General features: G+C 66.8%; 28 protein-coding genes. 15 read left to right on the forward strand and 13 right to left on the reverse strand.

Features of this window, described 5'->3' with window-relative positions; all coding sequences use genetic code 11:
* Window positions 1-33: 33 nt before the first annotated feature.
* From ACYVKR_RS22095 to ACYVKR_RS22110, 4 genes are all read left to right on the forward strand, one after another.
* Window positions 34-1245, forward strand: a complete 1212-nt coding sequence (locus ACYVKR_RS22095) for a M20 aminoacylase family protein (RefSeq protein ID WP_460483133.1) — start codon at window positions 34-36, stop codon at window positions 1243-1245.
* 35 nt (window positions 1246-1280) lie between these two features.
* A complete protein-coding gene (locus tag ACYVKR_RS22100) occupies window positions 1281-1865 on the forward strand; it encodes a M14 family metallopeptidase (protein ID WP_460483134.1) in 585 nt (194 codons plus the stop codon).
* Between the two features lie 85 nt (window positions 1866-1950).
* Window positions 1951-3216, forward strand: a complete 1266-nt coding sequence (locus ACYVKR_RS22105) for a class I SAM-dependent methyltransferase (protein WP_460483135.1) — start codon at window positions 1951-1953, stop codon at window positions 3214-3216.
* Window positions 3217-3237: 21 nt separating this feature from the next.
* Window positions 3238-3579 (forward strand): DUF1840 domain-containing protein, encoded by a 342-nt coding sequence (locus ACYVKR_RS22110; protein WP_460483136.1) that lies wholly within the window; start codon window positions 3238-3240, stop codon window positions 3577-3579.
* A 67-nt stretch (window positions 3580-3646) separates the two neighbouring features.
* Here the strand turns inward: ACYVKR_RS22110 and ACYVKR_RS22115 are convergent, their stop codons facing one another.
* A complete protein-coding gene (locus tag ACYVKR_RS22115; protein WP_460483137.1) occupies window positions 3647-4660 on the reverse strand; it encodes a Bug family tripartite tricarboxylate transporter substrate binding protein in 1014 nt (337 codons plus the stop codon).
* Window positions 4661-4777: 117 nt separating this feature from the next.
* Entirely contained in the window at window positions 4778-5767 is a 990-nt protein-coding gene (locus ACYVKR_RS22120) for a type 2 periplasmic-binding domain-containing protein (RefSeq protein WP_460483138.1), read from the reverse strand.
* A gap of 277 nt (window positions 5768-6044) precedes the next feature.
* On the opposite strand from ACYVKR_RS22120, the gene ACYVKR_RS22125 reads away from it, so the two are divergent.
* The gene (locus ACYVKR_RS22125) at window positions 6045-6299 is read left to right on the forward strand and encodes a hypothetical protein (protein ID WP_460483139.1); all 255 of its coding nucleotides are present in this window, start codon (window positions 6045-6047) and stop codon (window positions 6297-6299) included.
* Window positions 6300-6315: 16 nt separating this feature from the next.
* Here ACYVKR_RS22125 and ACYVKR_RS22130 read toward each other — a convergent pair whose 3' ends face one another.
* The 10 genes from ACYVKR_RS22130 to ACYVKR_RS22175 all read right to left on the reverse strand — a co-directional run bounded on the left by ACYVKR_RS22130 (window position 6316) and on the right by ACYVKR_RS22175 (window position 15847).
* The gene (locus tag ACYVKR_RS22130) at window positions 6316-6489 is read right to left on the reverse strand and encodes a hypothetical protein (RefSeq protein ID WP_460483140.1); all 174 of its coding nucleotides are present in this window, start codon (window positions 6487-6489) and stop codon (window positions 6316-6318) included.
* Window positions 6486-6815 carry a plasmid stabilization protein gene (locus ACYVKR_RS22135; protein ID WP_460483141.1) on the reverse strand — a complete coding sequence of 110 codons (330 nt, stop codon included), beginning with the start codon at window positions 6813-6815 and terminating at the stop codon, window positions 6486-6488. The genes ACYVKR_RS22130 and ACYVKR_RS22135 overlap by 4 nt, the downstream gene beginning before the upstream one ends.
* Window positions 6816-6929: 114 nt before the next feature.
* Window positions 6930-8177: a phenylacetate--CoA ligase family protein gene (locus ACYVKR_RS22140; RefSeq protein WP_460483142.1), complete on the reverse strand. Its 1248-nt coding sequence runs from the start codon at window positions 8175-8177 to the stop codon at window positions 6930-6932.
* A 444-nt stretch (window positions 8178-8621) separates the two neighbouring features.
* Window positions 8622-9449, reverse strand: a complete 828-nt coding sequence (locus ACYVKR_RS22145; RefSeq protein WP_460483143.1) for an ABC transporter ATP-binding protein — start codon at window positions 9447-9449, stop codon at window positions 8622-8624.
* A 116-nt stretch (window positions 9450-9565) separates the two neighbouring features.
* On the reverse strand, window positions 9566-10876 hold the full coding sequence (locus tag ACYVKR_RS22150; protein ID WP_460483144.1) for an ABC transporter substrate-binding protein: 1311 nt from the start codon (window positions 10874-10876) through the stop codon (window positions 9566-9568).
* A 77-nt stretch (window positions 10877-10953) separates the two neighbouring features.
* On the reverse strand, window positions 10954-12018 hold the full coding sequence (locus tag ACYVKR_RS22155; protein ID WP_460483145.1) for a branched-chain amino acid ABC transporter permease: 1065 nt from the start codon (window positions 12016-12018) through the stop codon (window positions 10954-10956).
* Between the two features lie 18 nt (window positions 12019-12036).
* Window positions 12037-12168, reverse strand: coding sequence for a hypothetical protein (locus ACYVKR_RS22160; protein ID WP_460483146.1), 132 nt, complete (start codon window positions 12166-12168; stop codon window positions 12037-12039).
* Window positions 12165-13094: a branched-chain amino acid ABC transporter permease gene (locus tag ACYVKR_RS22165; protein WP_460483147.1), complete on the reverse strand. Its 930-nt coding sequence runs from the start codon at window positions 13092-13094 to the stop codon at window positions 12165-12167. The genes ACYVKR_RS22160 and ACYVKR_RS22165 overlap by 4 nt, the downstream gene beginning before the upstream one ends.
* Window positions 13095-13105: 11 nt before the next feature.
* On the reverse strand, window positions 13106-13888 hold the full coding sequence (locus ACYVKR_RS22170) for an ABC transporter ATP-binding protein (protein ID WP_460483148.1): 783 nt from the start codon (window positions 13886-13888) through the stop codon (window positions 13106-13108).
* A 12-nt stretch (window positions 13889-13900) separates the two neighbouring features.
* Window positions 13901-15847 (reverse strand): AMP-dependent synthetase/ligase, encoded by a 1947-nt coding sequence (locus ACYVKR_RS22175; RefSeq protein ID WP_460483149.1) that lies wholly within the window; start codon window positions 15845-15847, stop codon window positions 13901-13903.
* A gap of 316 nt (window positions 15848-16163) precedes the next feature.
* Here ACYVKR_RS22175 and ACYVKR_RS22180 point away from each other — a divergent pair, with 316 nt between their 5' ends.
* Window positions 16164-16469, forward strand: a complete 306-nt coding sequence (locus tag ACYVKR_RS22180) for an ArsR/SmtB family transcription factor (protein WP_460483150.1) — start codon at window positions 16164-16166, stop codon at window positions 16467-16469.
* A 9-nt stretch (window positions 16470-16478) separates the two neighbouring features.
* On the opposite strand, the gene ACYVKR_RS22185 is transcribed toward ACYVKR_RS22180, so the two are convergent.
* Window positions 16479-16895, reverse strand: coding sequence for a DsrE family protein (locus tag ACYVKR_RS22185; RefSeq protein ID WP_460483151.1), 417 nt, complete (start codon window positions 16893-16895; stop codon window positions 16479-16481).
* A 143-nt stretch (window positions 16896-17038) separates the two neighbouring features.
* Here ACYVKR_RS22185 and ACYVKR_RS22190 point away from each other — a divergent pair, with 143 nt between their 5' ends.
* The 9 genes from ACYVKR_RS22190 (at window position 17039) to soxB (ending at window position 25347) form a co-directional block, all read left to right on the forward strand.
* On the forward strand, window positions 17039-18061 hold the full coding sequence (locus ACYVKR_RS22190; protein ID WP_460483152.1) for an MBL fold metallo-hydrolase: 1023 nt from the start codon (window positions 17039-17041) through the stop codon (window positions 18059-18061).
* Window positions 18058-18564 (forward strand): thioredoxin domain-containing protein, encoded by a 507-nt coding sequence (locus ACYVKR_RS22195; RefSeq protein WP_460483153.1) that lies wholly within the window; start codon window positions 18058-18060, stop codon window positions 18562-18564. The genes ACYVKR_RS22190 and ACYVKR_RS22195 overlap by 4 nt, the downstream gene beginning before the upstream one ends.
* 197 nt (window positions 18565-18761) lie before the next feature.
* The gene (gene soxC, locus ACYVKR_RS22200; protein ID WP_460483154.1) at window positions 18762-20120 is read left to right on the forward strand and encodes a sulfite dehydrogenase; all 1359 of its coding nucleotides are present in this window, start codon (window positions 18762-18764) and stop codon (window positions 20118-20120) included.
* Window positions 20104-21183 (forward strand): c-type cytochrome, encoded by a 1080-nt coding sequence (locus ACYVKR_RS22205; RefSeq protein ID WP_460483155.1) that lies wholly within the window; start codon window positions 20104-20106, stop codon window positions 21181-21183. The genes soxC and ACYVKR_RS22205 overlap by 17 nt, the downstream gene beginning before the upstream one ends.
* Window positions 21184-21231: 48 nt before the next feature.
* Window positions 21232-21687, forward strand: coding sequence for a thiosulfate oxidation carrier protein SoxY (gene soxY, locus ACYVKR_RS22210; RefSeq protein ID WP_460483156.1), 456 nt, complete (start codon window positions 21232-21234; stop codon window positions 21685-21687).
* 27 nt (window positions 21688-21714) lie between these two features.
* Window positions 21715-22026: a thiosulfate oxidation carrier complex protein SoxZ gene (soxZ, locus tag ACYVKR_RS22215; RefSeq protein ID WP_460483157.1), complete on the forward strand. Its 312-nt coding sequence runs from the start codon at window positions 21715-21717 to the stop codon at window positions 22024-22026.
* 44 nt (window positions 22027-22070) lie between these two features.
* Entirely contained in the window at window positions 22071-22886 is an 816-nt protein-coding gene (gene soxA / locus ACYVKR_RS22220; RefSeq protein ID WP_460483158.1) for a sulfur oxidation c-type cytochrome SoxA, read from the forward strand.
* An 11-nt stretch (window positions 22887-22897) separates the two neighbouring features.
* Window positions 22898-23551 carry a sulfur oxidation c-type cytochrome SoxX gene (soxX, locus tag ACYVKR_RS22225; protein WP_460483159.1) on the forward strand — a complete coding sequence of 218 codons (654 nt, stop codon included), beginning with the start codon at window positions 22898-22900 and terminating at the stop codon, window positions 23549-23551.
* 68 nt (window positions 23552-23619) lie between these two features.
* Window positions 23620-25347 (forward strand): thiosulfohydrolase SoxB, encoded by a 1728-nt coding sequence (gene soxB, locus ACYVKR_RS22230; RefSeq protein WP_460483160.1) that lies wholly within the window; start codon window positions 23620-23622, stop codon window positions 25345-25347.
* Window positions 25348-25362: the final 15 nt, after the last annotated feature.

Below are 25362 nucleotides of genomic sequence, written 5' to 3' on the forward strand. Positions count from 1 at the left end.
TTCCGCTGCCGATCCCAGAGGAAGACAACCACCATGAAGCTGATCGACTCCATCGTGACCCAGGCCGCGGGCATCGCGGCGCTGCGCCGGGACATCCATGCCCATCCCGAACTGTGCTTCGAAGAGGTGCGCACCGCCGACCTGGTGGCGCAGAAGCTGACCGAGTGGGGCATCCCTATCCACCGCGGGCTGGGCACGACCGGCGTGGTGGGCATCGTGCACGGGCGCGACGGCGGCGCCTGCGGCCGCGCCGTGGGCCTGCGCGCCGACATGGACGCGCTGCCCATGCAGGAGAGCAACACCTTCGACCATGCCAGCCGCCACACCGGCAAGATGCACGCCTGCGGCCACGACGGCCACACTGCCATGCTGCTGGGCGCGGCCCAGCATTTCGCGCGCCAGCGCGACTTCGACGGCACGGTCTACCTGATCTTCCAGCCCGCCGAGGAGGGCGGCGGCGGCGCGCGCGAGATGATCAAGGACGGGCTGTTCGAGCAGTTCCCGATGGACGCCGTCTTCGGCATGCACAACTGGCCCGGCATGGCCGCCGGCAACATGGCGGTGAGCAGCGGGCCGGTGATGGCGTCGAGCAACGACTTCAAGATCACCATCCACGGCAAGGGCGGCCACGGCGCCATGCCGCACATGGGCGTGGACCCGGTGGTGATCGCCTGCCAGATGGTGACGGCGTTCCAGAACATCATCACCCGCAACAAGAAGCCCATAGACACCGGCGTGATCTCGGTCACGATGATCCACGGCGGCGAGGCCAACAACGTGATCCCCAACAGCTGCGAGCTGCAGGGCACGGTGCGCACCTTCACCACCGAGGTGCTGGACTTGATCGAGAGCCGCATGCGCCAGATCGCCGAGGGCAGCTGCGCGATGAACAACGCGCGCTGCGAGTTCCACTTCCACCGCAACTACCCGGCCACGGTGAACACCCCGGCCGAGGCCGCCTTCGCGCGCCAGGTGATGGCGGGCATCGTCGGCGAGGAGCGCGTGCGCGAGCAGGAGCCGACCATGGGCGCCGAGGACTTCGCCTACATGCTGCAGGCCAAGCCGGGCGCCTACTGCTTCATCGCCAATGGCGAAGGCGACCACCGCGCCATCGGCCATGGCGGCGGCCCGTGCACCTTGCACAACCCGAGCTACGACTTCAACGACGACCTGATCCCGCTGGGCGCGACCTACTGGGTGCAGCTGGCCACTCAGTGGCTGGCGCAGCCCACGGCGGCGCGCTGAAACGGTCCATCCATCGAGCTTGCAGGGAGCCAGGCATGTTGTCGGTTGCTGAAAGCTTTGCGCCCACCTATGTGCAGGCGCGCAGGCAATTCCTGGAGGCCGCGGTCATCGGCGGCCTGGTGCTGGAGTCGCACTCCAGCCCGGTGCTGACGCCGGACGGCGACGCGGTGGCGATGGACGTGGCACTCGACGGCCCGAGGAATGCCACGCGGCTGCTGGTGCTGACGAACGCCGGCTGCCTGACCGGCAGCGGCGTGCTGGCGTTTGCGCTGAACGACGGGGATTGGCGCTCGCGGGCCAGCGCCGCCGGCGTGGCCGTGCTCTACGTCCATGCGCCCTGGTGCACCGCTGCCAATGGCTGGAGCGTGGCCACGATGCGCGCCGTGCTGCGCGAGCAGGCCGCCTACGCCGACGCGGTGCACTGCATCGCCATCGGCCGGGCGGACGAGGCGCTGCAGCAGGCGGCCGAGCAGGCCTGCCCCCGGGCCACCTGTGCCAGCCTGGCGCTGGATGCGGCCAATCCCCCGTCCGCCGAGCCGCTGCACCCCGACACCTGGAAGGGCATCGCCGTCAGCCAGTCGCGGCAGGCGCTGTTCCAGGCGCTGGCGAAGCTGGCCTAGAAGCCGCTCTCAGGCGACAGCCGGGTGTTGCCGTGTCAGACAACTTCCATTGACGCCGGCGCCGGCCTGCACACAATGGCTGCCTATGAATATGTTGCAGACGAAACTGGAAGCCAAGCTGGCCGCCTTGCCGGTTCCGCTGGCATTGGAGCTGCCTGGCGGCGACTGGGTCGGCCCCCGGCAGGATGCCCGGGTGCGCCTGCACTGCCGCAGCGCCGCGGCACTGGCCGCGCTGGCGGCCGGCGATGTGGGCGTGGTGGGCAGTGCCATCGTCGAGGGGCAGATCGAGATCGACGGCAGCATGCGCGACACCATGGCCGCCGCCGTGGCGCTGATGCCCTCCGACCCGGTGCATGCGCGCTCCACCTGGTGGAGCCGGCTGCTGGCGCGCTCGCGCTCCGCCGCGCTGCACACGCTGACCAAGGACGCCGAGCAGATCCAGTTCCACTACGACGTGTCCGACGACTTCTACGCGCTGTGGCTGGATCCGCGCCGCGTCTATTCGTGCGCCTACTATGCCGAGCCCGGCCTGGACCTGGCGCAGGCGCAGGAGGCCAAGCTCGACCTGATCTGCCGCAAGCTGCGGCTGGCCAGCGGCGAGCGCTTCCTCGACGTGGGCGCGGGCTGGGGCGGCCTGCTGCTGTGGGCAGCCGAGCACTACGGCGTGCAGGCCACCGGCATCACGCTGTCGAAGAACCAGCACGCGCATGTGCAGCGCCTGATCGAGCACAAGGGCCTGTCGGGGCGGGTGCGCATGCTGCTGCTGGACTATCGCAACCTGGAGGTCGACCAGCCCTTCGACAAGATCGCCTCGGTCGGCATGTTCGAGCACGTGGGCAAGGCGCACATGCTCGACTACTTCGGCACCATCCGACAACTGCTCAAGCCCGGCGGCCTGCTGATGAACCACGGCATCACCGCCGGCGGCACCGAGAACGAACAGCTGGGCGCGGGCATGGGCGAGTTCATCGAGAAATACATCTTCCCCGGCGGCGAGCTGATCCATGTGAGCGCCGTGCTGCAGGAGATGGCCCACGCCGGCCTGGAGATGGTGGACACGGAGAACCTGCGCCCGCACTACGCGAAGACGCTGTGGGCCTGGTCGGACGCGCTGGAGGCCCGCCTGCCCGAGGCGCGGGCCGTGCTGCAGCGCAAGGGCGACCCCGAGCGGGCCGAGAAGACCTTGCGCGCCTACCGCCTGTACCTGGCGGGCTGCGCCACCGGATTCGAGCACGGCTGGGTGGCGCTGCACCAGATGTTGGCGACATCGCTCGATGGGTCTATGCTTGCAGGTACGATGCCTGGGGCACAATCAGAATATCCGTTCACCAGAGCCTACATGTATCGTTGAACCAGCTGCTTAGGAGGTCTCATGCTCTACAAGTTTTCGTCCCGTGCCACTGCCAATGTCATCCTGCTCGAGGCGGACGGGCGGCAGATCCTGCACATCATCGGCAAGGACTCCCATGCCAGGCAGGGCATCATCACCGTGGAACAGATCCCCGGCGCCGTCGACGCACTGAAGGCCGCCATGGCGCGCGAGGCCGCCGGCGAGCAGGCCGTGGATGTGGTGCACGTCAAGCATGCCAAGCCCAGCGAGGACGATGACGATGTGATCGATGTACTGGTGGGCCTGAAGCAGCGGGCCGTGCCCTTCATCGACATGCTGCAGCGCAGCGCGGCCGAGGGCTCCGACGTGACCTGGGGCGTGTGAGCCGCGGGGACGCGCCCCATTGAAAAACGACTGCTGAGGCAGTCGTTTTTTTATGGAGCCAGGGAACTCAGTCCGGCTTGACCTGGGCGCGCTTGAGCACCTTCTGCCAGCGCCCTTGCTCGGTGGCGATGAACTGCGCGAACTGCTGTGGCGTGCTGCCGATGGGCTCGGCCGCATCGCCCTGCAGGCGCTTGAGCGCATCGGGCGCCTTAACGGCCTTGGCGCACTCGGCGGCGAGCTTGTCCACATGGGCCTTGGCCATGCTGGACGGCGCCAGCATGCCGTACCACTGCGTCATCTCGAAGCCGGGGTAGCCCTGCTCGGCCACGGTGGGCACGTCGGGCAGCTGCGGCAGGCGCTTGGTCGAGCCGGTGGCGATGCAGCGCACCTTGCCCGACTTGATGAAGGGCAGCAGCGCGGCGGCGCCGACCGAGGCGGCATCGAGCCGGCCCGAGAGCAGGTCGGTCATCATCGGGCCGGTGCCGCGGTAGGGTACGTGCAGCATGAAGATCTCGGCCGTCATCTTCAGGTACTCGAACGCCAGGTGGCCGGCGCTGCCGTTGCCGGCCGAGCCGTAGCTGAGCTTGCCGGGCTTGGACTTGGCCAGCGCCACCAGCTCGCGCAGGTTCTTGACCGGCAGGTCGGGGTGGACCACGTACAGGCTGGGCACCTTGGCCAGCAGGCTCACGGGCTGGAAGTCCTTGTTCGCGTCGTAGGGCAGCTTGTCGAAGATGTAGGGGTTGACCGCCAGCGTGCCGATGTGGCCGAGGATCACCGTGCTCTGGTCGTCGGCGCGGGCCACTTCCTGCATGGCGATGTTGCCGGCCGCGCCGGGCTTGTTGTCCACGAACACGCTCTGGCCCAGGGTCTTGGTCAGCTCGGCGGCCGTGGAGCGGGCCACGATCTCGGAGCTGCCGCCCGGCGCAAACGGCACGACGAAGCGGATCGCCCGCGTGGGCCAGGCGTCCTGCGCCTGGGCCAGGATCTGCGTGCCCGGCAGCACGCCCGACAGGGCCAGCGCGCCGCCGCCGGCCAGCCACTGGCGGCGCGACATGGGGGAGTGGGGTGGCAGATGGGGCATGGCGGTCTCCTTGGGTTGTTCTCGTTGCGGGGGAAAAAAAGACTGCCGCGGCAGTCTTTTGCATCAAATAGGCTGCTGGCGCAATGGGGATAAGCGCAAGCAGCTATCAAATCGATATCAATCGGCGTAGGCGCCGGCGGCCTTGATGATCGGGCCCCACTTGTTGATCTCGGCCTCGACGAAGGCCTTGTGGCCGGCCGGATCGACACGCTTGTCGTTGGCGACCACGGCGGACAGCTGCTCCGACTTCTTGATGAACTCGGGGTCTTTCAGCGCGACCTTCAGCGCGTCGTTGATCTTCTTGAGCACCGCGGGCGGCGTGCCCTTGGGCGCATACATGCCGTGCCAGATGGTCACTTCAAAGCCCTTGAGGCCGGCTTCGTCCAGCGTGGGCAGGCTCTTGAGCGACGGGGTGCTCAGGCGCTGCTTGGTGGTCACCGCGTAGGCCTTGACCTTCTTGCCCTCGATCTGGCTGGTGGTGTTGGTGGTCTGGTCGCACAGCAGGTCCACCTGGTTGCCCATCAGGTCGGCGATGGCCGGTGCCGCGCCCTTGTAGGGCACGGTGGTCATCTCGGTTTTGATGGTGCTCTGGAACAGCAGGCCGCACAGGTGCGAGGCCGAGCCGATGCCGGCGTTCGCCATGTTCACCTTGCTCTTGTTGGCCGAGATCCACTCCGCCAGTTCCTTGTAGTTGTTGGCCGCCAGCGCGGGCTTGCCCACCAGGGTCATCGGCACGTCGTTGATGATGCCCAGGTACTCGAAGTCCTTGAGCACGTCGAACGACAGCTTGCGGTACATGTTGGGCACGGTGGCCATGCCGATGTGGTTGATCAGCAGCGTGTAGCCGTCGGGCTGGGCACGCGCGGCCTTGGCGATGCCGATGGAGCTGCCGGCGCCGGCGGCGTTGTCGATCACGATGGTGGTCTTGGCGCCCAGCGGCTTGCGCAGCGATTCGGCCAGGTCGCGGGCCACGCGGTCGGTCGGGCCGCCGGCGGTGAACGGAACGATGATGGTGATGGGCTTGGACGGGTAGGCGTCATCAGCCTGTGCGCCGGTGGCGGCCATGGCAGCGGCCGCGATCACGGTCCAGTGCATGAGCTTTTTCATGGATCGGTTTCTCCAGGGTATCAAAGGGGTGCATGCTATAGCGGATTGCCATGGGCCGGCACCAGGAAACCCCCGAGGACTGGGCAATATTTGACATTGACCGGGTTGCTGGCGGGAGGCGGACCAAATCTCCACAGGCAGGCAGCCGCCTGGACTACAAGGGTGGACCGGCGCGGCGCCGACAATGGCTGTAACACCTATCCCTAGGAGCGCGGCAGCCGCTCCCGCCATTCCTGGCGCGTTGCACCGCTGCCGCCTCCGCAGCCCAGGAGGCTCCATGAGCAAGACCCACCAACCCCCTTCCACCCACACCCCGGAAACGCGGGTGAGCACCCCCGCCAAACAGCAGCCCGGCGATGCCGGGCCGAACGCCAAGCTGCCGCACGAGCACGACCAGTCCACCGACATGACCGGCGGCGCCGAGCACCCCGAGATGCAGCGGGCCTACAAGGATGCGAAGCGCGGCCTGCCCGACACCGATGCCCGCGGCAAGGACGGCCGGCCGCTGGGCCAGAAAAGGCCGGCGCCCTGATTCCTGCGAGCTTGCGCTAGCGCCCGATCGGCAGCCCCTTGGGCGGCGGCAGCTCCATCGGCGGCGAGTGGTCGGGCGGATCGATGGGGCGCGGCTTGGCTGGCTTGCCGGGCGGCGGTGTAGGCTGGCCGCCATCGTCTGGAATCGGCTGCGGCGCGTGGGCGCCTGCGGTGCAGGGCAGTGGGCTCATGCCGACTCCTCCTGCCGGCGCCGGGCCTCGGCATTGCGCTTGCGGGTGGCGGCGGCCTTTTTGGCCGATGCGGAGCGCTCGGCGGCCGAGCGCTGGGCCGAGGCCTTGCCGCCCAGCCGGCCGCCCTTGCGCGCGGACTGGGTGTTGTCGGGCACGCCTCGGCCCGAGCCCGACAGGTTGCCCCCGCCGGACTGCTTGTTGACCGTGGCCCAGGCGCGGGCCTCGGCCTCGTCGTGGTCCACGCCGCGCTTTTCGTAGCTCTCCTCGATGTGTTCCGCCTGGCGCTTTTGCTTGTCGGTGTAGGCGGACTTGTCACCTCGTGGCATGTCGGGACTCCTTTCAGCGCTGCCCTGCAGCGATACGATCAGAAGTCTCCATGCTGCGCCGCATCGCGCCCGCGCCCTGTCGGAGAGGGCTGCATGGCGGCGCAGGCGCATGCCTCAGTCGTAGCTGCGGGCGTCCTCGATCACCTTGCCGTCGTTGGGCAGCTCGCCGGGGTTGAGCAGCTGGACCTCGGCGCGCAGCTTGGTCACCTCGCGCGCCACGCCGGCGATCTGCTCGGCGAGGCCTGCGGCGATCTCGCGCGTCTCGACCTTCAGCGTCATCGCGTCGCTCGCCATGGCGCCGGTGACGACCAGGCGAGCGCGCAGCACCTGCGGAAAGCGCCGGGCGATCTCGGCCACCTGCGAGGGATGGACGAACATGCCGCGCACCTTGGTGGTCTGGTCGGCGCGGCCCATCCAGCCCTTGATGCGGGTATTGGTGCGGCCGGTGGGGCAGGGGCCGGGCAGCACGGCCGACAGGTCGCCGGTGCCAAAGCGGACCAGCGGGTAGTCGGTGTTGAAGCTGGTGACCACCAGCTCGCCGACCTCGCCCTCGGGCACCGGATCGCCCGTGCCGGGGCGCACGATCTCGACGATGACGTTCTCATCGAGCACCAGACCCTCGCGCGCCGCGGTCTCGTAGGCGATCAGGCCCAGGTCGGCCGTGGCATAGCACTGGTAGCCCTGCACGCCGCGCTCGGCCAGCCAGTCGCGCAGCGACGGCGGAAAGGCCTCGGCGCTGACCAGGGCCTTGGTGAGCGACGGCAGCGGCACCTGCATCTCGGCGGCCTTCTCGACCAGGATCTTCAGGAAGCTCGGCGTGCCGATGTAGCCAGCGGGCTGCAGATCGGCCATGGCCTGCACCTGCTGCTCGGTCTGGCCGGTGCCGGCCGGGAACACGGTGGCGCCCAGCGCATGGGCGCCGTTCTCCATCATCGCGCCGGCGGGCACGAAGTGGTAGCTGAAGCTGTTGTGGATCAGCTCGCCGGGCCGAAAACCCGCCGCATAGATGGCCCGTGCCATGCGCCAGTAGTCGGCGCGCGTGCCCTCGGGCTCGTAGATGGGGCCGGGGCTGGCGAACACGCGCCCCATGGCGCGGCCAAAGCCCTGGGTGTTGAAGCCGCCGAACGGGTGCCGGCGGCGCTCGGCCTTCTGGCGTTCGAGCAGCTCGGACTTGCGCGTGACCGGCAGCCGGGCCAGCGCCTCGCGGCTGGTGACGGCGGCGGCATCCACGCCGCGCAGGATCTCGGCGAACGCGGCCGAGTGCTGCTGGGCATGGGCGATCTGCGCGGGTAGGCGGGCGAGCAGGTCGGCCTCGCGCTCGGCGGGGGCGCGGGTTTCGAGGGGGTCGTAGAAGGGGCTCATGCGAGGTGCTCCTGCGGGTTGCGGTTATGAATTTTTTGGCAGAGGCCGGGCCGAGCGAAGCGACGGCCCGTATGGTGTGCCCACCCCTTCTGGCTGCGCCTGTGGCGTGGCGTTTGCGGGGTGGCATGCGCGTCGGAGCGCGCATGCTTCGTTATCTGACTCGCCGCGGTTGTCCGAACGGAGCGCCTCTGGCGCGCAGAGAGTTCTGCGGCGCACCCCGCAAACGTCACGCCACAGGTTGCCCCAACGCCTTGGCGTTGGGGCCGCAGACAGTCGGGGCGTGTTCTTTGCCTACTTTCTTGCACGCGCAAGAAAGTAGGTCGCCCGCCGGGGCGAGACCCGGCCTCTGCAAGCAAACTCACAACAAACATGAAAGTCGATGCATTTAAATGAAAACAGCCCACAGCGTAGACCCAGCAAGCGCCACCAGCTATCAAATGAATATCAAGCCAGCCAGCGCTTGCGCCGCTTGTAGCTCTTCACATCCTTGAAGCTCTTGCGCTCGCCGCCGCCCACGCCGAGGTAGAACTCCTTCACATCCTCGTTGCTCGCCAGCTCGCAAGCCGCGCCGTCCATCATGATGCGGCCGCTCTCCATGATGTAGCCGTAGTCCGCGTACTTCAGCGCCATGTTGGTGTTCTGCTCGGCCAGCACGAAGGTGACCTTCTCCTTCTGGTTCAGGTCCTGCACGATGTTGAACACCTCCTCGACGATCTGCGGCGCCAGGCCCATCGAGGGCTCGTCCAGCAGCACCATGCGCGGGTTGCTCATCAGCGCGCGGCCGATGGCGCACATCTGCTGCTCGCCGCCCGAGGTGTAGGCGGCCTGGCTGGTGCGCCGGGTCTTGAGGCGCGGAAAGTAGTTGTAGACCTTGTCGAGGTTGGCGGCGATCTCGCCCTTGTCGGTGCGGGTGTAGCTGCCGGTCAGCAGGTTCTCCTCGATGGTCAGGTGCGCGAAGCAGTGGCGCCCTTCCATGACCTGGACCACGCCGCGCTTGACCAGCTCGGCCGGCGAGAGGTTCTCGATGCGCTCGCCGTCGAACTCGATGCTGCCCTTGGTGACCTCGCCGCGCTCGCCCTTGAGCAGGTTGGAGATGGCGCGCAGCGTGGTGGTCTTGCCCGCGCCGTTGCCGCCGAGGATGGCGACGATGCCGCCTTGCGGCACGGTGAGCGATACGCCCTTGAGCACCAGGATCACGTGGTTGTAGATGACCTCGATGCCGTTGACCACGAGCAGCGGCGCGGCGGTGGATGCGGGGGTGGATGTGCTCATGGCCTCACCGTTTGCTATTGGATTGGGAGCTTCTGGCGCTCATCATGCAATGGTTTCAAAGAATTTTGTATTTGAAACTATTGCAAGACGAGCGCTATCAGCTATGGTTTTTGCAGTCAGTTGCAGCTGCGGATGGGCAGGTTCTTTTCCTTGGCGTACTTCTCTCCGTACTCCTTGACCAGCGGGTCGAGCAGGCCCTTGTCGGCCTGGTACCAGTCGGAGACGGGGGTGAACTTGCTGCCGTCCCACTGCGCGATGCGCGACCAGTCGGCGCCCAGGTGGTTCTCGCAGCTGGTCTTGAACGGGCGCAGGATCTTGCCGAAGCCCAGCTCGTTCAGGCGCTCCTGCGTGAGGTTCAGGTTCTCCAGGCCCCAGCGCACCTGCTCGCTGGTCATGACCTTGCCCTTGCCGAACTTCTCCTGCGCGGCGCGGATGGCCTCGACCTGCAGCATCGCGATCATCATGCCGCGGGTGTGCGCCAGCGCGCCCAGCTCCTTGGCGTCCGAGGCCGTGCCCTGGCCCTTGTCGTACAGCATGGCCTTGACCTCGTCGTGCACCTTGTCGCGGTCGGCGGTGTTGTGGATGGTGACGGTGTTGTAGCCCTTGGCGCCGGCGCCGATGTCCTTCACGTCATGGTCCGAGCCGGCCCACCAGATGGCGTACATCTTCTCGCGCGGGTAGCCGGTGGCCTGGGCCTCGCGCACGGCCGTGGGCGTCATCACGCCAGCGGACCACAGCAGCACGTAGTCGGGGCGGTTCTGGCGGATCTGCAGCCAGGTGGACTTCTGCTCCACGCCCGGCGCGGTCACCGGCAGCAGCAGCAGCTCGAAGCCGTCCTTGGCGGCGCGCTTCTGCAGCAGCGGGATGGGCTCCTTGCCGTACGGCGAGTCGTGGTAGACCAGCGCGATCTTCTTGCCCTTGAGGTTGCCCTTCTCCTTCTTCAGGATGTCCTGGATCATCGAGTCGGCGGCGGTCCAGTAGTTGCCCAGCAGCGGGAAGTTCCACTCGAAGGCGCGGCCGTCGGCCGACTGCGACAGGCCGTAGCCCGGCGTGACCACGGGCATCTTGTCGCCGGCGGCCTTGGCGCTCACCGCGAAGGTGATGCCGGTCGATTGCGTGTCGAAGCTGGAGACGCCGGGCTTGACCTTGAAGCGCTCGTAGCACTCCACGCCCTTGGCCGTGTCGTAGGCCGTTTCGCACTCTTCGTAGGCGATCTTCACGCCGTTGATGCCGCCCTTGGCGTTGACCAACTTGAGGTAGTCCTGCTTGCCATCCCCCCATGGAATGCCCAGCGGCGCGAACTGGCCGGTGCGGTACACCAGCAGCGGCACGAACTGCTCCTGGGCCTGCGCGGCCGGCGAGGCGACCAGGGCACCCATGCCCAGTGCGGCGGTGGCCGCTGCGATCACAGCTTGCTTGAAAGACATGGTTCTATCTCCTTGGGTTATGGGATTGGCTACCCTGAAAAAACACTCTGCGGTGGTTGAAAACGGATCAATGCGAATCAGTGGGGGAAGGGCCACAGGCGCAGCTTCTGGCGGGCCGTGGCCCACAGCTTGGCCAGGCCGTGCGGCTCGACGATCAGGAAGAACACGATCAGCGCGCCGAACACCATGTGCTCCAGGTAGGTGGCGGTGCCGGCCGAGATGGGCAGGCCCAGCCAGTGCGGTACCTGGGTCAGAAAGATGGGCAGCAGCACGAAGAAGGCCGCACCAAAGATGCTGCCGGCGATCGAGCCCAGGCCGCCGATGATGATCATGAACAGCAGCTGGAACGAGCGGTCCAGGCTGAAGGCCGCCGGCTCCCACGCGCCCAGGTGCACGAAGCCCCACAGCGCGCCGGCGATGCCGACGATGAAGCTGCTGACGGCAAAGGCCGAGAGCTTGGCGTACATGGGGCGGATGCCGATCACGCTGGCGGCCACGTCCATGTCGCGCATGGCCATCCACTCGCGGCCCATGGCGCCGCGCACCAGGTTCTTGGCCAGCAGGCCCAGCACGCAGAGGATGCCCAGGCACAGCAGGTACTTCTCCACCGGCGTGTCCACCGTCCAGCCCAGCACCGAGAGCTTGCCCGCGCTCACCGAGCCCGACGAGGAGTTGTTGGTCACCCAGGCCGCGCGGCTGGTGATCCAGTCCATGAAGAACTGCGCCGCCAGCGTGGCCACGGCCAGGTACAGGCCGCGGATGCGCAGCGACGGCAGGCCGAAGAGCACGCCCACCACCATGGCCACCAGGCCGCCGCCGATCAGCGACAGCAAGAGCGGCATGCCCTCGAAGCGCACATGGAAGTTGTAGGCCGCATAGGCGCCGGCGGCCATGAAGGCGCCGGTGCCCAGCGAGATCTGGCCGCAGTAGCCCACCAGGATATTGAGGCCGATGGCGCCCAGCGACATGATGAGGAACGGAATCAGCACCGCCTGGAAGAAGTAGTCGCTGGCCACCAGCGGCACGGCCACGAAGGCCAGCGCCAGGATGGCGATGATGGCGATGCGGTCCTGCAGCACCGGGAAGATCTGCTGGTCGGCCGCGTAGCTGGTCTTGAACTGGCCGTTTTCACGATAAAACATGTTCTTGTTCCTTCCGGCTCAGACGCGATCAATGATCTTGTAGTCGTGGGCGCGGCCCTTGGCCGCAGAGTGCGCCTGAGCGCCGCACTCACCGTATTCGCGGCGCGAATACGGCGCCGACTTTGCAAAATCCTTGCTCTCGTATTTCATACGCGATCAATGATCTTGTCACCAAACAATCCCTGCGGCCTGAACAGCAGGAAGCACAGTGCCAGGCCGTAGGCGAACCAGGTCTCGATGCCGCCGCCCACCATGGGGCCGAGGTAGACCTCGGACAGCTTCTCGCCCACGCCGATGATCAGGCCGCCGACGATGGCGCCGGGCACCGAGGTCAGGCCGCCCAGGATCACCACCGGCAGCGCCTTGAGCGCCACCAGCGACAGCGAGTACTGCACGCCCAGCTTGGAGCCCCAGATGATGCCCACCACCAGCGCCACGCCGCCGGCCACCGACCACACGATCACCCAGATGCGCGACAGCGGGATGCCGATGGACTGCGCGGCCTGGTGGTCGTCGGCCACGGCGCGCAGCGCACGGCCGGTCTTGGTCTTCTGGAAGAAGATCGACAGGCCGGTCACCAGCACCGCGGCGATGCAGGCCGAGTACAGGTCTTCAAGGCTGATCAGCACGCCGCCCTGGAACACGCTGTCCAGCACGAAGGTCGGGTCCTTGGGCATGCCCACGTTGATGCTGTAGACCGAGCTGCCGAAGATCAGCGGGCCCAGGCCGTCGAGGAAGTAGGCGATGCCCAGCGTGGCCATCAGCAGCGTGATCGGCTCCTGGTTCACCAGGTGGCGCAGCGCGAGTTTTTCGATCAGCCAGGCGACCACGACCATCACCGCCATGGCCACGGCCAGCGCCAGCACGATGGTGACAACGCCCGGCTCCATGCCCAGCCACTTCGGAATCCATTCCGAGAAGCGGGCCATGGCCAGCGCCGCGAACAGCACCATCGCGCCCTGCGCGAAGTTGAACACGCCCGAGGCCTTGAAGATCAGCACGAAGCCCAGCGCGATCAGCGCATACAGCGTGCCCACCATCAGGCCGCCGAACAGCGTTTCGAGAAAGAATGCCATGGTTGATCCCCTCAGTGGCTGGAGCCCAGGTAGGCCCGGATCACGTCCGGGTTGCTGCGCACCTCGTCGGGTGCGCCGTCGCCGATCTTCTTGCCGTAGTCGAGCACGACCACGCGGTCGCTGATGTCCATCACCACGCCCATGTCGTGCTCAATCAGCACGATGGTGGTGCCGAACTCGTCGTTCACATCGAGGATGAAGCGGCACATGTCCTGCTTCTCCTCCACGTTCATGCCGGCCATGGGCTCGTCCAGCAGCAGCACCTGCGGCTCCATCGCCAGCGCCCGGCCCAGGTCCACGCGCTTTTGCAGGCCGTAGGGCAGCTGGCCCACGGGGGTCTTGCGGTGCGCCTGGATCTCGAGGAAGTCGACGATGTGCTCGACGAACTCGCGGTGGCGCATCTCCTCGCGCTGCGCCGGGCCGATGCGCAGCGCCTGCAGCAGGATGTTGCTCTTGATCTTGAGGTTGCGTCCCGACATGATGTTGTCGATCACGCTCATGCCCTTGAACAGCGCCAGGTTCTGGAAGGTGCGGGCCACGCCCATCTCGGCCACCTGGCGGCTGTTCATGTGGCTGAAGGTCTGGCCGCGGAAGGTGATGGAGCCCTCCTGCGGCGTGTACACGCCGTTGATGCAGTTGAGCATGGAGCTCTTGCCGGCGCCGTTGGGGCCGATGATGGAGCGGATCTCGTGCTCGCGCACGTTGAACGAGATGTCGGTCAGCGCCTTCACGCCGCCGAAGCGCAGGCTGATGTTCTGGATGTCCAGAACCACGTCGCCGATTTTTTTGCTCATGGGCGTTTCCTCTCAGGCGGCGGTTTTGACGGGGGCGAAGGTCTTGGAGTCGAGGATCTTCAGCGTGGCGCTCACGCTTCCGGTGCGGCCGTCCTCGAACTTCACCTGGGTCTCGATGAACTGCTCGCTGCGGCCGGCGTACAGCGCCTCGACCAGCACGCCATACTTGTCGGCGATGAAGCCGCGGCGCACCTTGTTGGTACGGGTCAGCTCGCCATCGTCGGCATCGAGCTCCTTGTGCAGCACCAGAAAGCGCGTGACCTGGCAGCCCGCGAGCATGGGGTCGGCGGCGAGGTCGGCGTTGACCTTCTCCACGCAGTCCTTGATGAGCGCATACACCTCGGACTTGGCGGCCAGGTCGGTGTAGCCGGCATAGGGCAGGTTCTGGCGCTCGGCCCAGTTGCCCACGGCCTCGAAGTCGATGTTGATCATCGTGCAGACCTTCTCGCGGCCATCGCCCAGCGCCACCGCCTCCTTGATGAAGGGGAAGAACTTGAGCTTGTTCTCCACGTACTTGGGCGCGAACATGGCGCCATCGTGCGCGCCGCCCGAGAGGCGCCCCACATCCTTCACGCGGTCGATGATCTTGAGCTGGCCCGACTGGTCGATGAAGCCCGCGTCGCTGGTGCGGTACCAGCCGTCCTCGGTCAGCACCTCGGCCGTGGCCTTGGGGTTCTTGTAGTACTCCTTGAGCAGGCCCCGGGACTTGACCAGGATCTCGCCGTTGTCGGCCATCTTCAGCTCCACGCCGCGGATGGGGTTGCCCACGGTGTCGGCATAGACCTGGTTGTCGGGCTGGATGCAGACGAACACGGCGGTCTCGGTAGAGCCGTAGAGCTGCTTGAGGTTGATGCCGATCGAGCGATAGAAGGTGAACAGGTCGGGGCCGATGGCCTCGCCCGCGGTGTAGGCCACGCGCACCCGGGAAAAGCCCATGCTGTTGCGCAGCGGGCCATATACGAACCAGTTGCCCAGCCGGTACTGCAGGTGATCGAGGAAGCCCACGGCCTTGCCGTCGGTGAGCTGCGGGCCCACGCGGCGGGCCACGTCCATGAAGTGGTGGAACATCCTGCGCTTGAGCGCGCCCGCGTCTTCCATGCGGATCATCACGCTGGTGAGCAGGCCTTCGAAGATGCGCGGCGGTGCGAAGTAGTAGGTGGGGCCGACCTCCTTGAGGTCGATGCTCACGGTGCTGCTCGATTCGGGGCAGTTCACCACGTAGCCGCAGGCCAGCCACTGCGAGTAGCTGAAGATGTTCTGCCCGATCCAGGCGGGCGGCAGGTAGGCCAGCACTTCCTCTTCGTTGCCGAGCTTCTCGAACTCGGCGCCGGCGCTGGCGCTTTCCAGCAGCGAGCTGTGCGTGTGCACCACGCCCTTGGGGTTGCCGGTGGTGCCCGAGGTGAAGAACATGGCCGCCACGTCGCGCTCCTGCGTGGCCTCGACCTGGGCCTCGAACCAGCCGGGGTGGGCGGCGATGAAGGCCTTGCCGGCCTCCACCAGCTCGTCCAGCGCGGCGAGGCCCGGCTCCTCGTAGTTGCGCAGGCCGCGCGGATCGTCATAGTAGATGTGGGCCAGCAGCGGGCAGGGCTCGCGCAGCTCCAGCAGCTTGTCGACCTGCTCCTGGTCTTCGACCACGCAGAAGCGCACCTCGGCATTGTTCAGCGGGAAGATGCATTCGGCCGCCACCGCGTCTTGGTACAGCGGCACGGGAATGGCGCCGATGGACTGCGCGGCCAGCATGGCCGCATAGATGCGCGGGCGGTTGCCGCTCATCAGCACCAGGTGCTCGCCACGCGCCAGGCCCGCCTGGTGCAAGCCGGCCGCGAGCTGCGACACCAGGGCCTGCAGTTCGCCCCAGGTATAGGTCTGCCAGATGCCGTATTCCTTCTCGCGCAGCGCGGGCGCATGGGGGCGACCGGCGGCGTGTTGCAGCAGCAGTTTGGGGAACGTCATGGACATGCCGTCGTCTCCTCAGCACAGTGTTCTGGTGACAGCCGACCCATGACGCATGGGTGACTGCGATGGGCGAATACTAGGAGTGACTTTGACGCTGTTTTGTCTTTACGACGACAATTTAAAGGAAAACCCTTCTGGGGTTTTACCCGCGGTTGCAAATGCGGGCGTCCAGGTTGCCGGAATTTCGATTAAGGAGTCCGAAAATTTCCGGCCCGATCCGGCGGTTTTCCGGGCCGGGCGCCGCGCCGGAAAACAGCCGCTCACACAGGGTGCGATCCGCTGCGCATACACTGGTCAGGCTGGAAAACAAGGGGCAAGCATGGAGTCGCAAGAGCTGGAAGACGATGGCGTTTTTGAAAGCGCGGCGGAGCTGTTCAAGGCCATGGCCGCGCCCATGCGCCTCAAGATCATCAGCGCCCTGTGCAACGGCGAGAAGAATGTGTCGGAGCTGCTGGCGGCGATCAACACCACGCAGCCCAATATGTCGCAGCACCTGAACACCCTGTACCAGGCCGGCATCCTGGGGCGCCGGCGCGAGGGCGTGAGCGTCTATTACTTCGTCGCCAACGACAAGGTGGTGCAGATGTGCCGCAGTATCTGCCTGCAGATCGCGATGGAAGACTGAAAGCCCCGCTCAGGGCTTGAGGTAGACGTAGCCTTCCTTGGCCTGCAGGCGCGCGACCTCGGCCACGCCGGAAGGCACCACCTGGGCTTCCATCAGCAGCTTGGAGGCATCGATCTTGCGGGTCTGCAAGGTGTTGTTGCAGACCCGGAACTCCACGCCGCGCGCGGCCAGCGCGCTGACCGGGCCGCTGAACTCGCGGCCCTTGCTGTCCTTGGCGTCGCTGAGCATGAAGTCTATGCCCGGGCCATGCGTGACGACGACGATCTTGTCGGTGGGCGAGGCGTTGAGCTCGTTGCTGATGTTGTTCAGGATGGCCGACGCGGTCTCGACCCCGGTGTTCACGTGGTAGACCACCTTGATCTTGTCCTGCGCGAAGGCGGCCGCGGCCATCAGCGAGAAGAACAGGGCCAGAAAGATGCGTTTCATCATGGAGTCCTTTGCGTTTGGATTGGTAGTATTGCCAGCCCCAAAATATCGCTGGTGGCTTATATTAGTCGCCTGCTATTGCTTTGCATAGCCGGAGAAAGCACCGAGGGCTTTCGGGCACCCATCGACGGAGATTCTTGCAGATGACGATACAGGGCAGCGGTTGGCGGCATTTCCTGGCGGCGGTGGGCAGCGCCGCCGCCTTCGCGGCATGGGCCCATGGCGACCATGGCGACCATGGCGACCATGGCGCGGCGCCGCAGCCGGCGCAAGCGTCCACCGCCGCGGCCGCCGTGCCGATGGAGGTCAGGAGCGTCGCGCCGGACGTGTACTACGTGCAGGGGCTGTCGGCGCTCGGCTCGCCGAAGAATCAGAACTTCATCTCCAACGCCGGCTTCGTGGTCACCCAGGACAGCGTGGTGGTGATCGATGCGCTGGGCTCGCCCGCGCTGGCCGAGGAGCTGGTGCGCAAGATCCGGGCCATCACGCCCAAGCCCATCCGCACCGTCATCCTCACGCACTACCACGCCGACCACATCTACGGCCTGCAGGTCTTCCAGGCGCTGGGCGCGAAGATCGTGGCCAACGGCCTGGCCCGCGAATACCTCAACTCCGAGACTGCGCGCCTGCGCCTGGAGGCCTCGCGCACCGAGCTGGCGCCGTGGATCGATGCCTCGACCCGCATGGTCGGGGCCGACCGGTGGATCGATGGCGATGCCACGCGGCTGACCATCGGCGGCACCGAGTTCGTGCTGCAGCACATGGGCCCGGCGCACACGCCGGAAGACACGGCCGTGTTCCTGCCGCAGACCGGCGCGCTGTTCATCGGCGACGTGGTGTTCCGCAACCGCATTCCCTACGTGGGCCAGGCCGACAGCCGCCACTGGATCGCGGCGCTCGACGCCCTGCTGAAGCTGCCGGTCAAGGTCATGGTGCCGGGCCACGGGCCGGCCTCGGAAGACCCGAAGGCCGACATGCAGCTCACGCGCGACTACCTGGGCTTTCTGCGCGAGGCCATGGGCAAGGCGGCGCAGAACCTCGATCCCTTCGAGGACGCCTACCGCGCCACCGACTGGTCGCGTTTTGCGGGCTACCCCTTGTTCAAGGAGGGCAACCGCATGAACGCCTACAACACCTACCTGCTGATGGAGCAGGAAAAACAATGACGGCACGCCGCGCCGTGGCCACGACGAGCCGCCGTGCCGTGCTGCTGGGCCTGGCGGGCCTGGGCATGGCGCCAGCCTGGGCGCAGCCCGCGGCGCCGCTCGATGCCTCCGAGCGCCTGCTGCCCACCGCCGCCGATCTGCGCCAGAGCCTGGCCGCGGCGCTGCAGCAGCGGCAGCCGCTGGTCGTGCTGGCCACCTTGCATGGCTGCCCATTCTGCAAGGTGGCGCGCGAGAACTACCTGGTGCCCGCGCTCAAGGAGGGCGCCTGTGTGGCGCAGCTCCATTTCCTGTCGCGCCTGCCGGTGCGCGACTGGCAGGGCGGCGCGACCACCCATGGCCAGCTGGTGCGCCAACTCGGCATCGAGGTGGCGCCGACGCTGCTGTTCTATGGGCGCGATGGCCGCGAGGTGGCTCCGCGCCTGACGGCGGGATCGACCTCGGACTTCTACGGCGCCTACCTGGACGAGCGCCTAGCGCAGGCGCGTGCCGCGGTGGTGGCCTAGGAGTTTGGCTGGCATTCGCTATTCATATTGAGGATAGCGAGGGTATTTCCTAGAAAGCGATTTTTCGCATAAATAATAATATGCTTATATATAAATAAATACGCCACGATGAGACATATCCAGAAGCGACAAGGCTGGAGCAGGATGCCGTCTTTCCGAGGCGTGGCAAGCAGTGTTTGCTATGGGAAAGGGAGCGTATGCTCGACCAGCTGATGGGCAGGGTGCGCAAGGCACCGGAGAATTTCGTGCGCTCGCAGGACGTGGCCACCGTGTTTGCCGAGGCCAAGTCCGGGCGCCGAGACTTCATCCGCGGCGCATTTGCTGCGGCAGCCGGTGCTGTGGCAGCCAGCGCTGCGGCTGCCGGTGCGGCAGCGGCCACCGTGGGTGATGGCGACCCGAACATCCTCGATCTGCCCGCGCACAGCAAGGGCCTGGGCCAGCCGGTGGTGACCGACGGCTATGGCAAACCTTCCCAATACGAGGCCAATGTGCAGCGCCGCCAGAGCCCGGGGCTCACGCAGACACGCCAGGCCTCGGTGTCGTTTGCGCCGCTGCAGTCGCTGTTCGGCATCGTCACGCCCAGCGGCCTGCACTTCGAGCGCCACCACCAGGGCTGGTGGGACATCGATCCGTCCAGGCACCGGCTGATGGTCAACGGCCTGGTCCAAAGCGCCAAGGTCTTCACCATGGACGAACTGATGCGCCTGCCGTCGGTGTCGCGCTTCCACTTCATCGAGTGCGGCGCGAACACCGGTATGGAGTGGGGCAATGTCGCCGTGCCGACGGCGCAGTACACGCATGGCATGCTCTCGTGCAGCGAGTTCACCGGCGTGCCGCTGATCACCTTGCTGGAGATGGCCGGCGCCGACCTGAAGAAGGGCAGGTTCATCCTCGCCGAGGGGGCGGACGGCTCGTCGATGACGCGCACCATCCCGGTCGAGCTGATCACTTCGGGCGAGGTGCTGGTGGCCTACGGCCAGAACGGCGAAATGCTGCGGCCCGAACAGGGCTACCCGCTGCGCCTGGTGGTGCCCGGCGTGCAGGGCGTGAGCTGGGTCAAGTACCTGCGGCGCATCGAGGTGGGCGACATGCCCTACGCGACCAAGGACGAGGCGGTGCACTACATCGACCTGATGCCCGACGGCCAGCACCGCCAGTACACCAGCATCCAGGAATGCAAGAGCGTGGTGACCACGCCATCGGGCGGGCAGATGCTGCTGGACCAGGGCTTCTACAGCATCACGGGCCTGGCCTGGTCGGGGCGCGGCAAGGTCAAGCGCGTGGACGTGAGCGTGGACGGCGGCCGCAACTGGCGCACCGCACGGCTCGAGGGGCCGGTGATGTCCAAGTGCCTCACGCGCTTCAACATCGACTGGGTGTGGAACGGCGAGGAGTGCATCATCCAGAGCCGCGCCATGGACGAGACCGGCTACGTGCAGCCCAGCTCGCGCCAGCTGCGCGCCGTGCGCGGCAGCCGCTCCATCTATCACAACAATGCCATCCAGTCGTGGGCGGTGCATGCGAACGGGGAGGTGGCCAATGTCCAGCTTGCGTAATGGTTGCGCGCTCGCCGTACTGGCGCTGGCGGGCATGGTCGCCGGCGCTGCGCTGGCCCAGGGCAAGGATGCGGCCGGGCGCTTTGCCGGCATAGGCCGCAATGCCACGCCCCAGGAGGTGCAGGCCTGGGACATCGATGTGCGCCCGGATTTCCAGGGCCTGCCGGCCGGCTCCGGCTCGGTGCAGAAGGGCATGGACGTATGGGAGGGCAAGTGCGCCTCCTGCCACGGCGTGTTCGGCGAATCGAACGAGGTGTTCAGCCCGCTGGTCGGCGGCACCACGGCCGACGACATCCGCACCGGCCATGCCGCGCGCCTGAAGGACCCGGCCTTTCCGGGCCGCACCACGCTGATGAAGGTGGCCACGCTCTCGACGCTGTGGGACTACATCAACCGCGCCATGCCGTGGAATGCGCCCAAGTCGCTGTCCACCGAAGAGGTGTACGCCGTCACCGCCTACCTGCTCAACCTGGGCGGCGTGGTGCCGGACGACTTCACGCTCAGCGACCGCAACATCGCCGAGGTGCAGCAGAAGCTCCCCAACCGCAACGGCATGACCACGCAGCACGCGCTATGGCCGGGCCCCGAGTTTGCCAAGAACGCCAAGCCGGGTGCGGCCCAACCGGACACCCAGGCCATGGCCTGCATGAGCCACTGCGGCCCGGTGCCCCAGGTGCGCTCGGCCCTGCCCGCGCATGCCGGCAACAACCACGGCAACCTGGCCGACCAGAACCGCCTGGTCGGCGCGCAGCACGGCATCGCCACGGGGGCGGCGGCAGCCAAGCCCGCCAGTGCGCCCAAGGATGCCAAGGCCGCCGCACCCACGGCGGCGCTCGAGAAGAACGCCTGCGTGGCCTGCCATGGCATGGAGCAGAAGATCGTCGGCCCCGGCTTTGCCGAGATCGCGAAGAAGTACCCGGGCCAGCAGGACTACCTGCTGGGCAAGATCAAGTCCGGCGGCGCCGGCGTGTGGGGCTCGGTGCCCATGCCGCCGCAGCCGGGCGTGAGCGAATACGATGCCAAGGCCATCGCCGGCTGGCTGGCGGGCAGCGCCAAGCCATAGATACTGCGGCTTTCCCCCCTGTTTGATGTATTGCAAGGAGACCCAACGATGAATCGCAGAGACGTACTCAAGGACTCGGCGGCCGTGGCCGGCATGCTGCTGGCCGCGGGCCTGCTGCCCCGCGTGGCGCAGGCCGCCTACAACCAGGCCGCGTTCGACGCCAAGACCGTGGCCGACGTGGTCAAGGCCCTGGGCGCCTCGGCGCCGCAGGAGAGCAAGGACGTGACCATCACCGCGCCCGACATCGCCGAGAACGGCGCGGTGGTGCCGATCGGTGCCGCGACCACGCTGGCCAACGTGAAGCAGCTGCTGGTGCTGGTCGAGAAGAACCCGAACACCATGGTCGCCTCGTTCAACGTGAACGAGGCCGTGGAGCCCAACTTCCTCACGCGCGCCAAGCTGGGCCAGTCGTCGGACGTATACGCCGTCGCCATCACCAATGATGGCAAGGCGCTGTTCGCCAAGAAGGAAGTCAAGGTCACCCTCGGTGGCTGCGGCGGTTGAGCAAATAGGTAGACAAGGAGAACGATCATGGCAGATCCGATGCGCATTCGTGCACAGGCCGCAGGCGACAAGGCAACGGTGCGGGTGTTGATGTCCCACGAGATGGAAACCGGCCAGCGCAAGGACGGCGAGGGCAAGGTGATCCCCGCCTGGTACATCCAGGAAGTCACCGCGTCGCTCAACGGCAAGCCCGTGCTGACGGCCGAATGGGGCCCGGCCGTGTCGAAGAACCCGTTCCTGCAGTTCGTCGTCAAGGGCGCCAAGGCGGGCGACAAGATAGCGGTGAGCTGGAAGGACAACCGCGGCGAGACCCGCACCGACGAAGCCACCGTGAGCTGACACGCACCCGGCCCCGAACCCACACAACACCACCAGGGGATCCCATGAGAGACAAGATCACCGCAGGGGCTATGGCCGCCGCCGCCGTGCTGGCACTGTGCGCGGCGCCGTTCGCGCTGGCGCAGAAGAGCACGGCAGACGGCATCGCCGAGTACCGCGAGATGCTGCAGGACGGCAACCCGGCCGAGCTCTTCGAGATGAAGGGCGAGGAGCTGTGGACGCAAAAGCGCGGCCCCAGGAATGCCTCGCTGGCGCAGTGCGACCTGGGCAAGGGGCCGGGCGTGGTCAAGGGCGCCTTCGTCGAGCTGCCGCGCTACTTTGCCGACACCGGCAAGGTGCAGGACCTGGAGTCGCGCCTGCTCAGCTGCATGTCCACGCTGCAGGGGCTGGACGCGGCGAAGATCGCCGCCACGCCGTTCGGCAAGGACGAGCAGAAGAACATCGAGGGCCTGGTGGCCTGGATCGCGTCGCAGTCCAAGGGCATGGCCTTCAACCTGCCGCAGGGCCACGCGCAGGAAAAGCAGATGTACGAGGTCGGCAAGCGTATCTTCTACCTGCGCGGCGGCACGCACGATTTCGCCTGCGCCTCGTGCCATGGCGCGGATGGCAAGCGCATCCGGCTGCAGGATCTGCCCAACCTCACCAAGAACCCCGGCGCGGCGGAAGGCTTCGGCGCCTGGCCGGCGTACCGCGTGTCCTCGGGCGAGCTGTGGAGCATGCAGCGCCGCCTGAACGACTGCTTCCGCCAGCAGCGCTTTCCCTACCCGGGCTATGCCAGCGACGCGACCGTGGCGCTGGGCGTGTACATGGGTGTCAACGGCAAGGGCGGCGCCTCGACGGCGCCGTCGATCAAGCGCTAAGGAGGCCAGCTATGTTGCGCAACTACGGATTGCCTGCAGCGGCTGTCGCGGCCGCGCTGGTGGTATGGGGCTGTGCCTCGGTCGACAGCACGGCCCGCATCGACGCCGTCACCAAACAGATCGTGGCGCAGTCGTTCCGCGACCAGGGCATCGCCAAGGTCGACCGCCTGCAGCAGGACGCATCGAACGCGGCCTGCAGCGAGGCCGAGGCCAGCGGCGTGGCGCTGGATGCCCAGCGCGCGGCCGACATCGAGGCCGCGAATTTGAAGACCGTGCAATGGCCCAAGGATGGCCGGCTGGTTGGCGACTGGAAGGAGGGCGAGAAGATCGCCCAGAACGGCCGGGGCATGACCTGGACGGACAAGGCCGGCAGCCCCAATGGCGGCAACTGCTACAACTGCCACCAGATCAGCAAGGAGGAGATCTCCTTCGGCACGCTGGGGCCGAGCCTCTACCACTACGGCAAGATCCGCGGCATCACCGACCCGGACAGCCCGGCGTCCCGGGCCATCGTGGAGTACACCTGGGGCAAGGTCTGGAACGCCAAGGCCTACAACGCCTGCTCGGGCATGCCGCGCTTCGGCCATGGCGGCATCCTGACCGAGGCGCAGGTGCGCGACGTGGTGGGGCTGCTGGTGGACCCGCGCTCCCCGGTCAACCGTTGATTGTTTGCTATTAAATATATAGCTTTCAGCGCTTGATAGACGGGCGTTGCAGGCTGTTTTCATTCAAAATGAGCCTCTCCAAACGCGAATTCCTGCAGGTGCTGGCAGCCGCCAGCGTCAGCGGCATGGGCCTGCAGCGCCATGCCTGGGCCGATGCCGCCGTGGCCGACAAGGCCTTGTACGAGCTGCCGGCCTTCGGCAATGTGTCGCTGCTGCACATGACGGACTGCCATGCGCAGCTCAAGCCCATCCACTTCCGCGAGCCCAGCGTGAATCTGGGAATCGGGGCGATGAAGAACCAGCGCCCGCACCTGGTCGGCGAGCACCTGCTCAAGGCCTGCGGCATCCGGCCCGGCACAGCCGAGGCCCATGCCTTCAGTTACCTCGACTTCGAGGCCGCGGCGAAGCGCTACGGCAAGGTCGGCGGCTTTGCGCACCTGGCCACGCTGGTCAAGCGCATGCGGGCCTCGCGCCCCGGCGCGCTGCTGCTCGACGGCGGCGACACCTGGCAGGGCTCGGCGACCTCGCTGTGGACGAACGCGCAGGACATGGTCGACGCCTGCAAGCTGCTTGGCGTGGATGTGATGACCGGCCACTGGGAGTTCACCTACGGCATGCAGCGGGTGCAGGAGATCATCGACAAGGACTTCGCCGGCAAGGTCGACTTCGTGGCGCAGAACGTCAAGACCGCCGACTTCGGCGACCCGGTGTTCAAGCCCTACGTGATCCGCGAGATCCGCGGTGTGCCGGTGGCCATCATCGGCCAGGCCTTTCCCTACACGCCCATCGCCAACCCGCGCTATATGGTGGCGGACTGGAGCTTCGGTATCCAGGACGACAACCTGCAGAAGATGGTCGACGAGGCGCGCGGCAAGGGCGCGCAGGTCGTGGTCGTGCTGTCGCACAACGGCATGGACGTGGACCTGAAGATGGCCAGTCGCGTGCGCGGCATCGACGTGGTGCTGGGTGGCCACACGCACGACGGCATGCCGGTGCCCACGCTGGTGGAGAACGCCGGCGGCAAGACCATCGTCACCAATGCGGGCTCGAACGGCAAGTTCCTCGGCGTGCTTGACCTGGACGTGAAGGGCGGCAAGCTGCGCGACTTCCGCTACCGCCTGCTGCCCATCTTTGCCAACATCCTGCCGGCCGATGCCGAGATGGACGCGTTGATCACCAAGATCCGCGCGCCCTACGAAAGCAAGCTGAACGAGGTGCTGGCGCGCACCGACGGCAGCCTGTATAGGCGCGGCAACTTCAACGGCAGCGGCGACCAGCTGCTGCTCGACGCCATGATGGCGGTGCAGGACGCGCCGATCGCGTTCTCGCCGGGCTTCCGCTGGGGCACCTCGCTGCTGGCCGGCCAGGACATCACCCGCGAGTGGCTGATGGACATGACCGCGACCACCTACTCCTACGCCACGGTCACCGAGATGACGGGCAGCACCATCAAGACGGTGCTGGAGGACGTGTGCGACAACCTCTTCAACCCCGACCCCTACTACCAGCAGGGCGGCGACATGGTGCGCGTGGGCGGCCTGCAGTACCGCTGCGACCCGACCGCGGGTGCGGGCAAGCGCATCAGCGAGATGCGGCTGAACGGTGCGCTGCTCGACGCCGACAAGAAGTACAAGGTGGCCGGCTGGGCGCCGGTGGCCGAAGAGGCGAAGAGCGCCGGCAACCGCCAGATCTGGGAAGTGGTGGAGCCGTGGCTCAAGGACCAGAAGGTGCTCAAGCCGCGGCGGCTCAACGAGCCCGAGCTGGTGAATGTCAAGCCGAACGACGGGATCGCGTAGCGTGGCCTGTTGCAT

This window comes from Comamonas humi, from assembly GCF_054782535.1.

What these genes read in the sequence shown, in the direction of transcription:
- ACYVKR_RS22185 (WP_460483151.1), bottom strand. Translation starts at nt 16,895, where the DNA reads ATGAAACGCATCTTTCTGGCCCTGTTCTTCTCGCTGATGGCCGCGGCC.
- ACYVKR_RS22160 (WP_460483146.1), bottom strand. Translation starts at nt 12,168, where the DNA reads ATGAAATACGAGAGCAAGGATTTTGCAAAGTCGGCGCCGTATTCGCGC.
- soxA (WP_460483158.1), top strand. Translation starts at nt 22,071, where the DNA reads ATGAGAGACAAGATCACCGCAGGGGCTATGGCCGCCGCCGCCGTGCTG.
- ACYVKR_RS22115 (WP_460483137.1), bottom strand. Translation starts at nt 4,660, where the DNA reads ATGCCCCATCTGCCACCCCACTCCCCCATGTCGCGCCGCCAGTGGCTG.
- ACYVKR_RS22205 (WP_460483155.1), top strand. Translation starts at nt 20,104, where the DNA reads ATGTCCAGCTTGCGTAATGGTTGCGCGCTCGCCGTACTGGCGCTGGCG.
- ACYVKR_RS22110 (WP_460483136.1), top strand. Translation starts at nt 3,238, where the DNA reads ATGCTCTACAAGTTTTCGTCCCGTGCCACTGCCAATGTCATCCTGCTC.
- soxX (WP_460483159.1), top strand. Translation starts at nt 22,898, where the DNA reads ATGTTGCGCAACTACGGATTGCCTGCAGCGGCTGTCGCGGCCGCGCTG.
- ACYVKR_RS22095 (WP_460483133.1), top strand. Translation starts at nt 34, where the DNA reads ATGAAGCTGATCGACTCCATCGTGACCCAGGCCGCGGGCATCGCGGCG.
- ACYVKR_RS22175 (WP_460483149.1), bottom strand. Translation starts at nt 15,847, where the DNA reads ATGTCCATGACGTTCCCCAAACTGCTGCTGCAACACGCCGCCGGTCGC.
- ACYVKR_RS22120 (WP_460483138.1), bottom strand. Translation starts at nt 5,767, where the DNA reads ATGAAAAAGCTCATGCACTGGACCGTGATCGCGGCCGCTGCCATGGCC.
- soxZ (WP_460483157.1), top strand. Translation starts at nt 21,715, where the DNA reads ATGGCAGATCCGATGCGCATTCGTGCACAGGCCGCAGGCGACAAGGCA.
- soxC (WP_460483154.1), top strand. Translation starts at nt 18,762, where the DNA reads ATGCTCGACCAGCTGATGGGCAGGGTGCGCAAGGCACCGGAGAATTTC.
- ACYVKR_RS22170 (WP_460483148.1), bottom strand. Translation starts at nt 13,888, where the DNA reads ATGAGCAAAAAAATCGGCGACGTGGTTCTGGACATCCAGAACATCAGC.
- ACYVKR_RS22105 (WP_460483135.1), top strand. Translation starts at nt 1,951, where the DNA reads ATGAATATGTTGCAGACGAAACTGGAAGCCAAGCTGGCCGCCTTGCCG.
- ACYVKR_RS22150 (WP_460483144.1), bottom strand. Translation starts at nt 10,876, where the DNA reads ATGTCTTTCAAGCAAGCTGTGATCGCAGCGGCCACCGCCGCACTGGGC.
- ACYVKR_RS22135 (WP_460483141.1), bottom strand. Translation starts at nt 6,815, where the DNA reads ATGCCACGAGGTGACAAGTCCGCCTACACCGACAAGCAAAAGCGCCAG.
- ACYVKR_RS22155 (WP_460483145.1), bottom strand. Translation starts at nt 12,018, where the DNA reads ATGTTTTATCGTGAAAACGGCCAGTTCAAGACCAGCTACGCGGCCGAC.
- ACYVKR_RS22140 (WP_460483142.1), bottom strand. Translation starts at nt 8,177, where the DNA reads ATGAGCCCCTTCTACGACCCCCTCGAAACCCGCGCCCCCGCCGAGCGC.
- ACYVKR_RS22165 (WP_460483147.1), bottom strand. Translation starts at nt 13,094, where the DNA reads ATGGCATTCTTTCTCGAAACGCTGTTCGGCGGCCTGATGGTGGGCACG.
- ACYVKR_RS22130 (WP_460483140.1), bottom strand. Translation starts at nt 6,489, where the DNA reads ATGAGCCCACTGCCCTGCACCGCAGGCGCCCACGCGCCGCAGCCGATT.
- ACYVKR_RS22195 (WP_460483153.1), top strand. Translation starts at nt 18,058, where the DNA reads ATGACGGCACGCCGCGCCGTGGCCACGACGAGCCGCCGTGCCGTGCTG.
- ACYVKR_RS22180 (WP_460483150.1), top strand. Translation starts at nt 16,164, where the DNA reads ATGGAGTCGCAAGAGCTGGAAGACGATGGCGTTTTTGAAAGCGCGGCG.
- soxB (WP_460483160.1), top strand. Translation starts at nt 23,620, where the DNA reads ATGAGCCTCTCCAAACGCGAATTCCTGCAGGTGCTGGCAGCCGCCAGC.
- ACYVKR_RS22190 (WP_460483152.1), top strand. Translation starts at nt 17,039, where the DNA reads ATGACGATACAGGGCAGCGGTTGGCGGCATTTCCTGGCGGCGGTGGGC.
- ACYVKR_RS22100 (WP_460483134.1), top strand. Translation starts at nt 1,281, where the DNA reads ATGTTGTCGGTTGCTGAAAGCTTTGCGCCCACCTATGTGCAGGCGCGC.
- soxY (WP_460483156.1), top strand. Translation starts at nt 21,232, where the DNA reads ATGAATCGCAGAGACGTACTCAAGGACTCGGCGGCCGTGGCCGGCATG.
- ACYVKR_RS22145 (WP_460483143.1), bottom strand. Translation starts at nt 9,449, where the DNA reads ATGAGCACATCCACCCCCGCATCCACCGCCGCGCCGCTGCTCGTGGTC.
- ACYVKR_RS22125 (WP_460483139.1), top strand. Translation starts at nt 6,045, where the DNA reads ATGAGCAAGACCCACCAACCCCCTTCCACCCACACCCCGGAAACGCGG.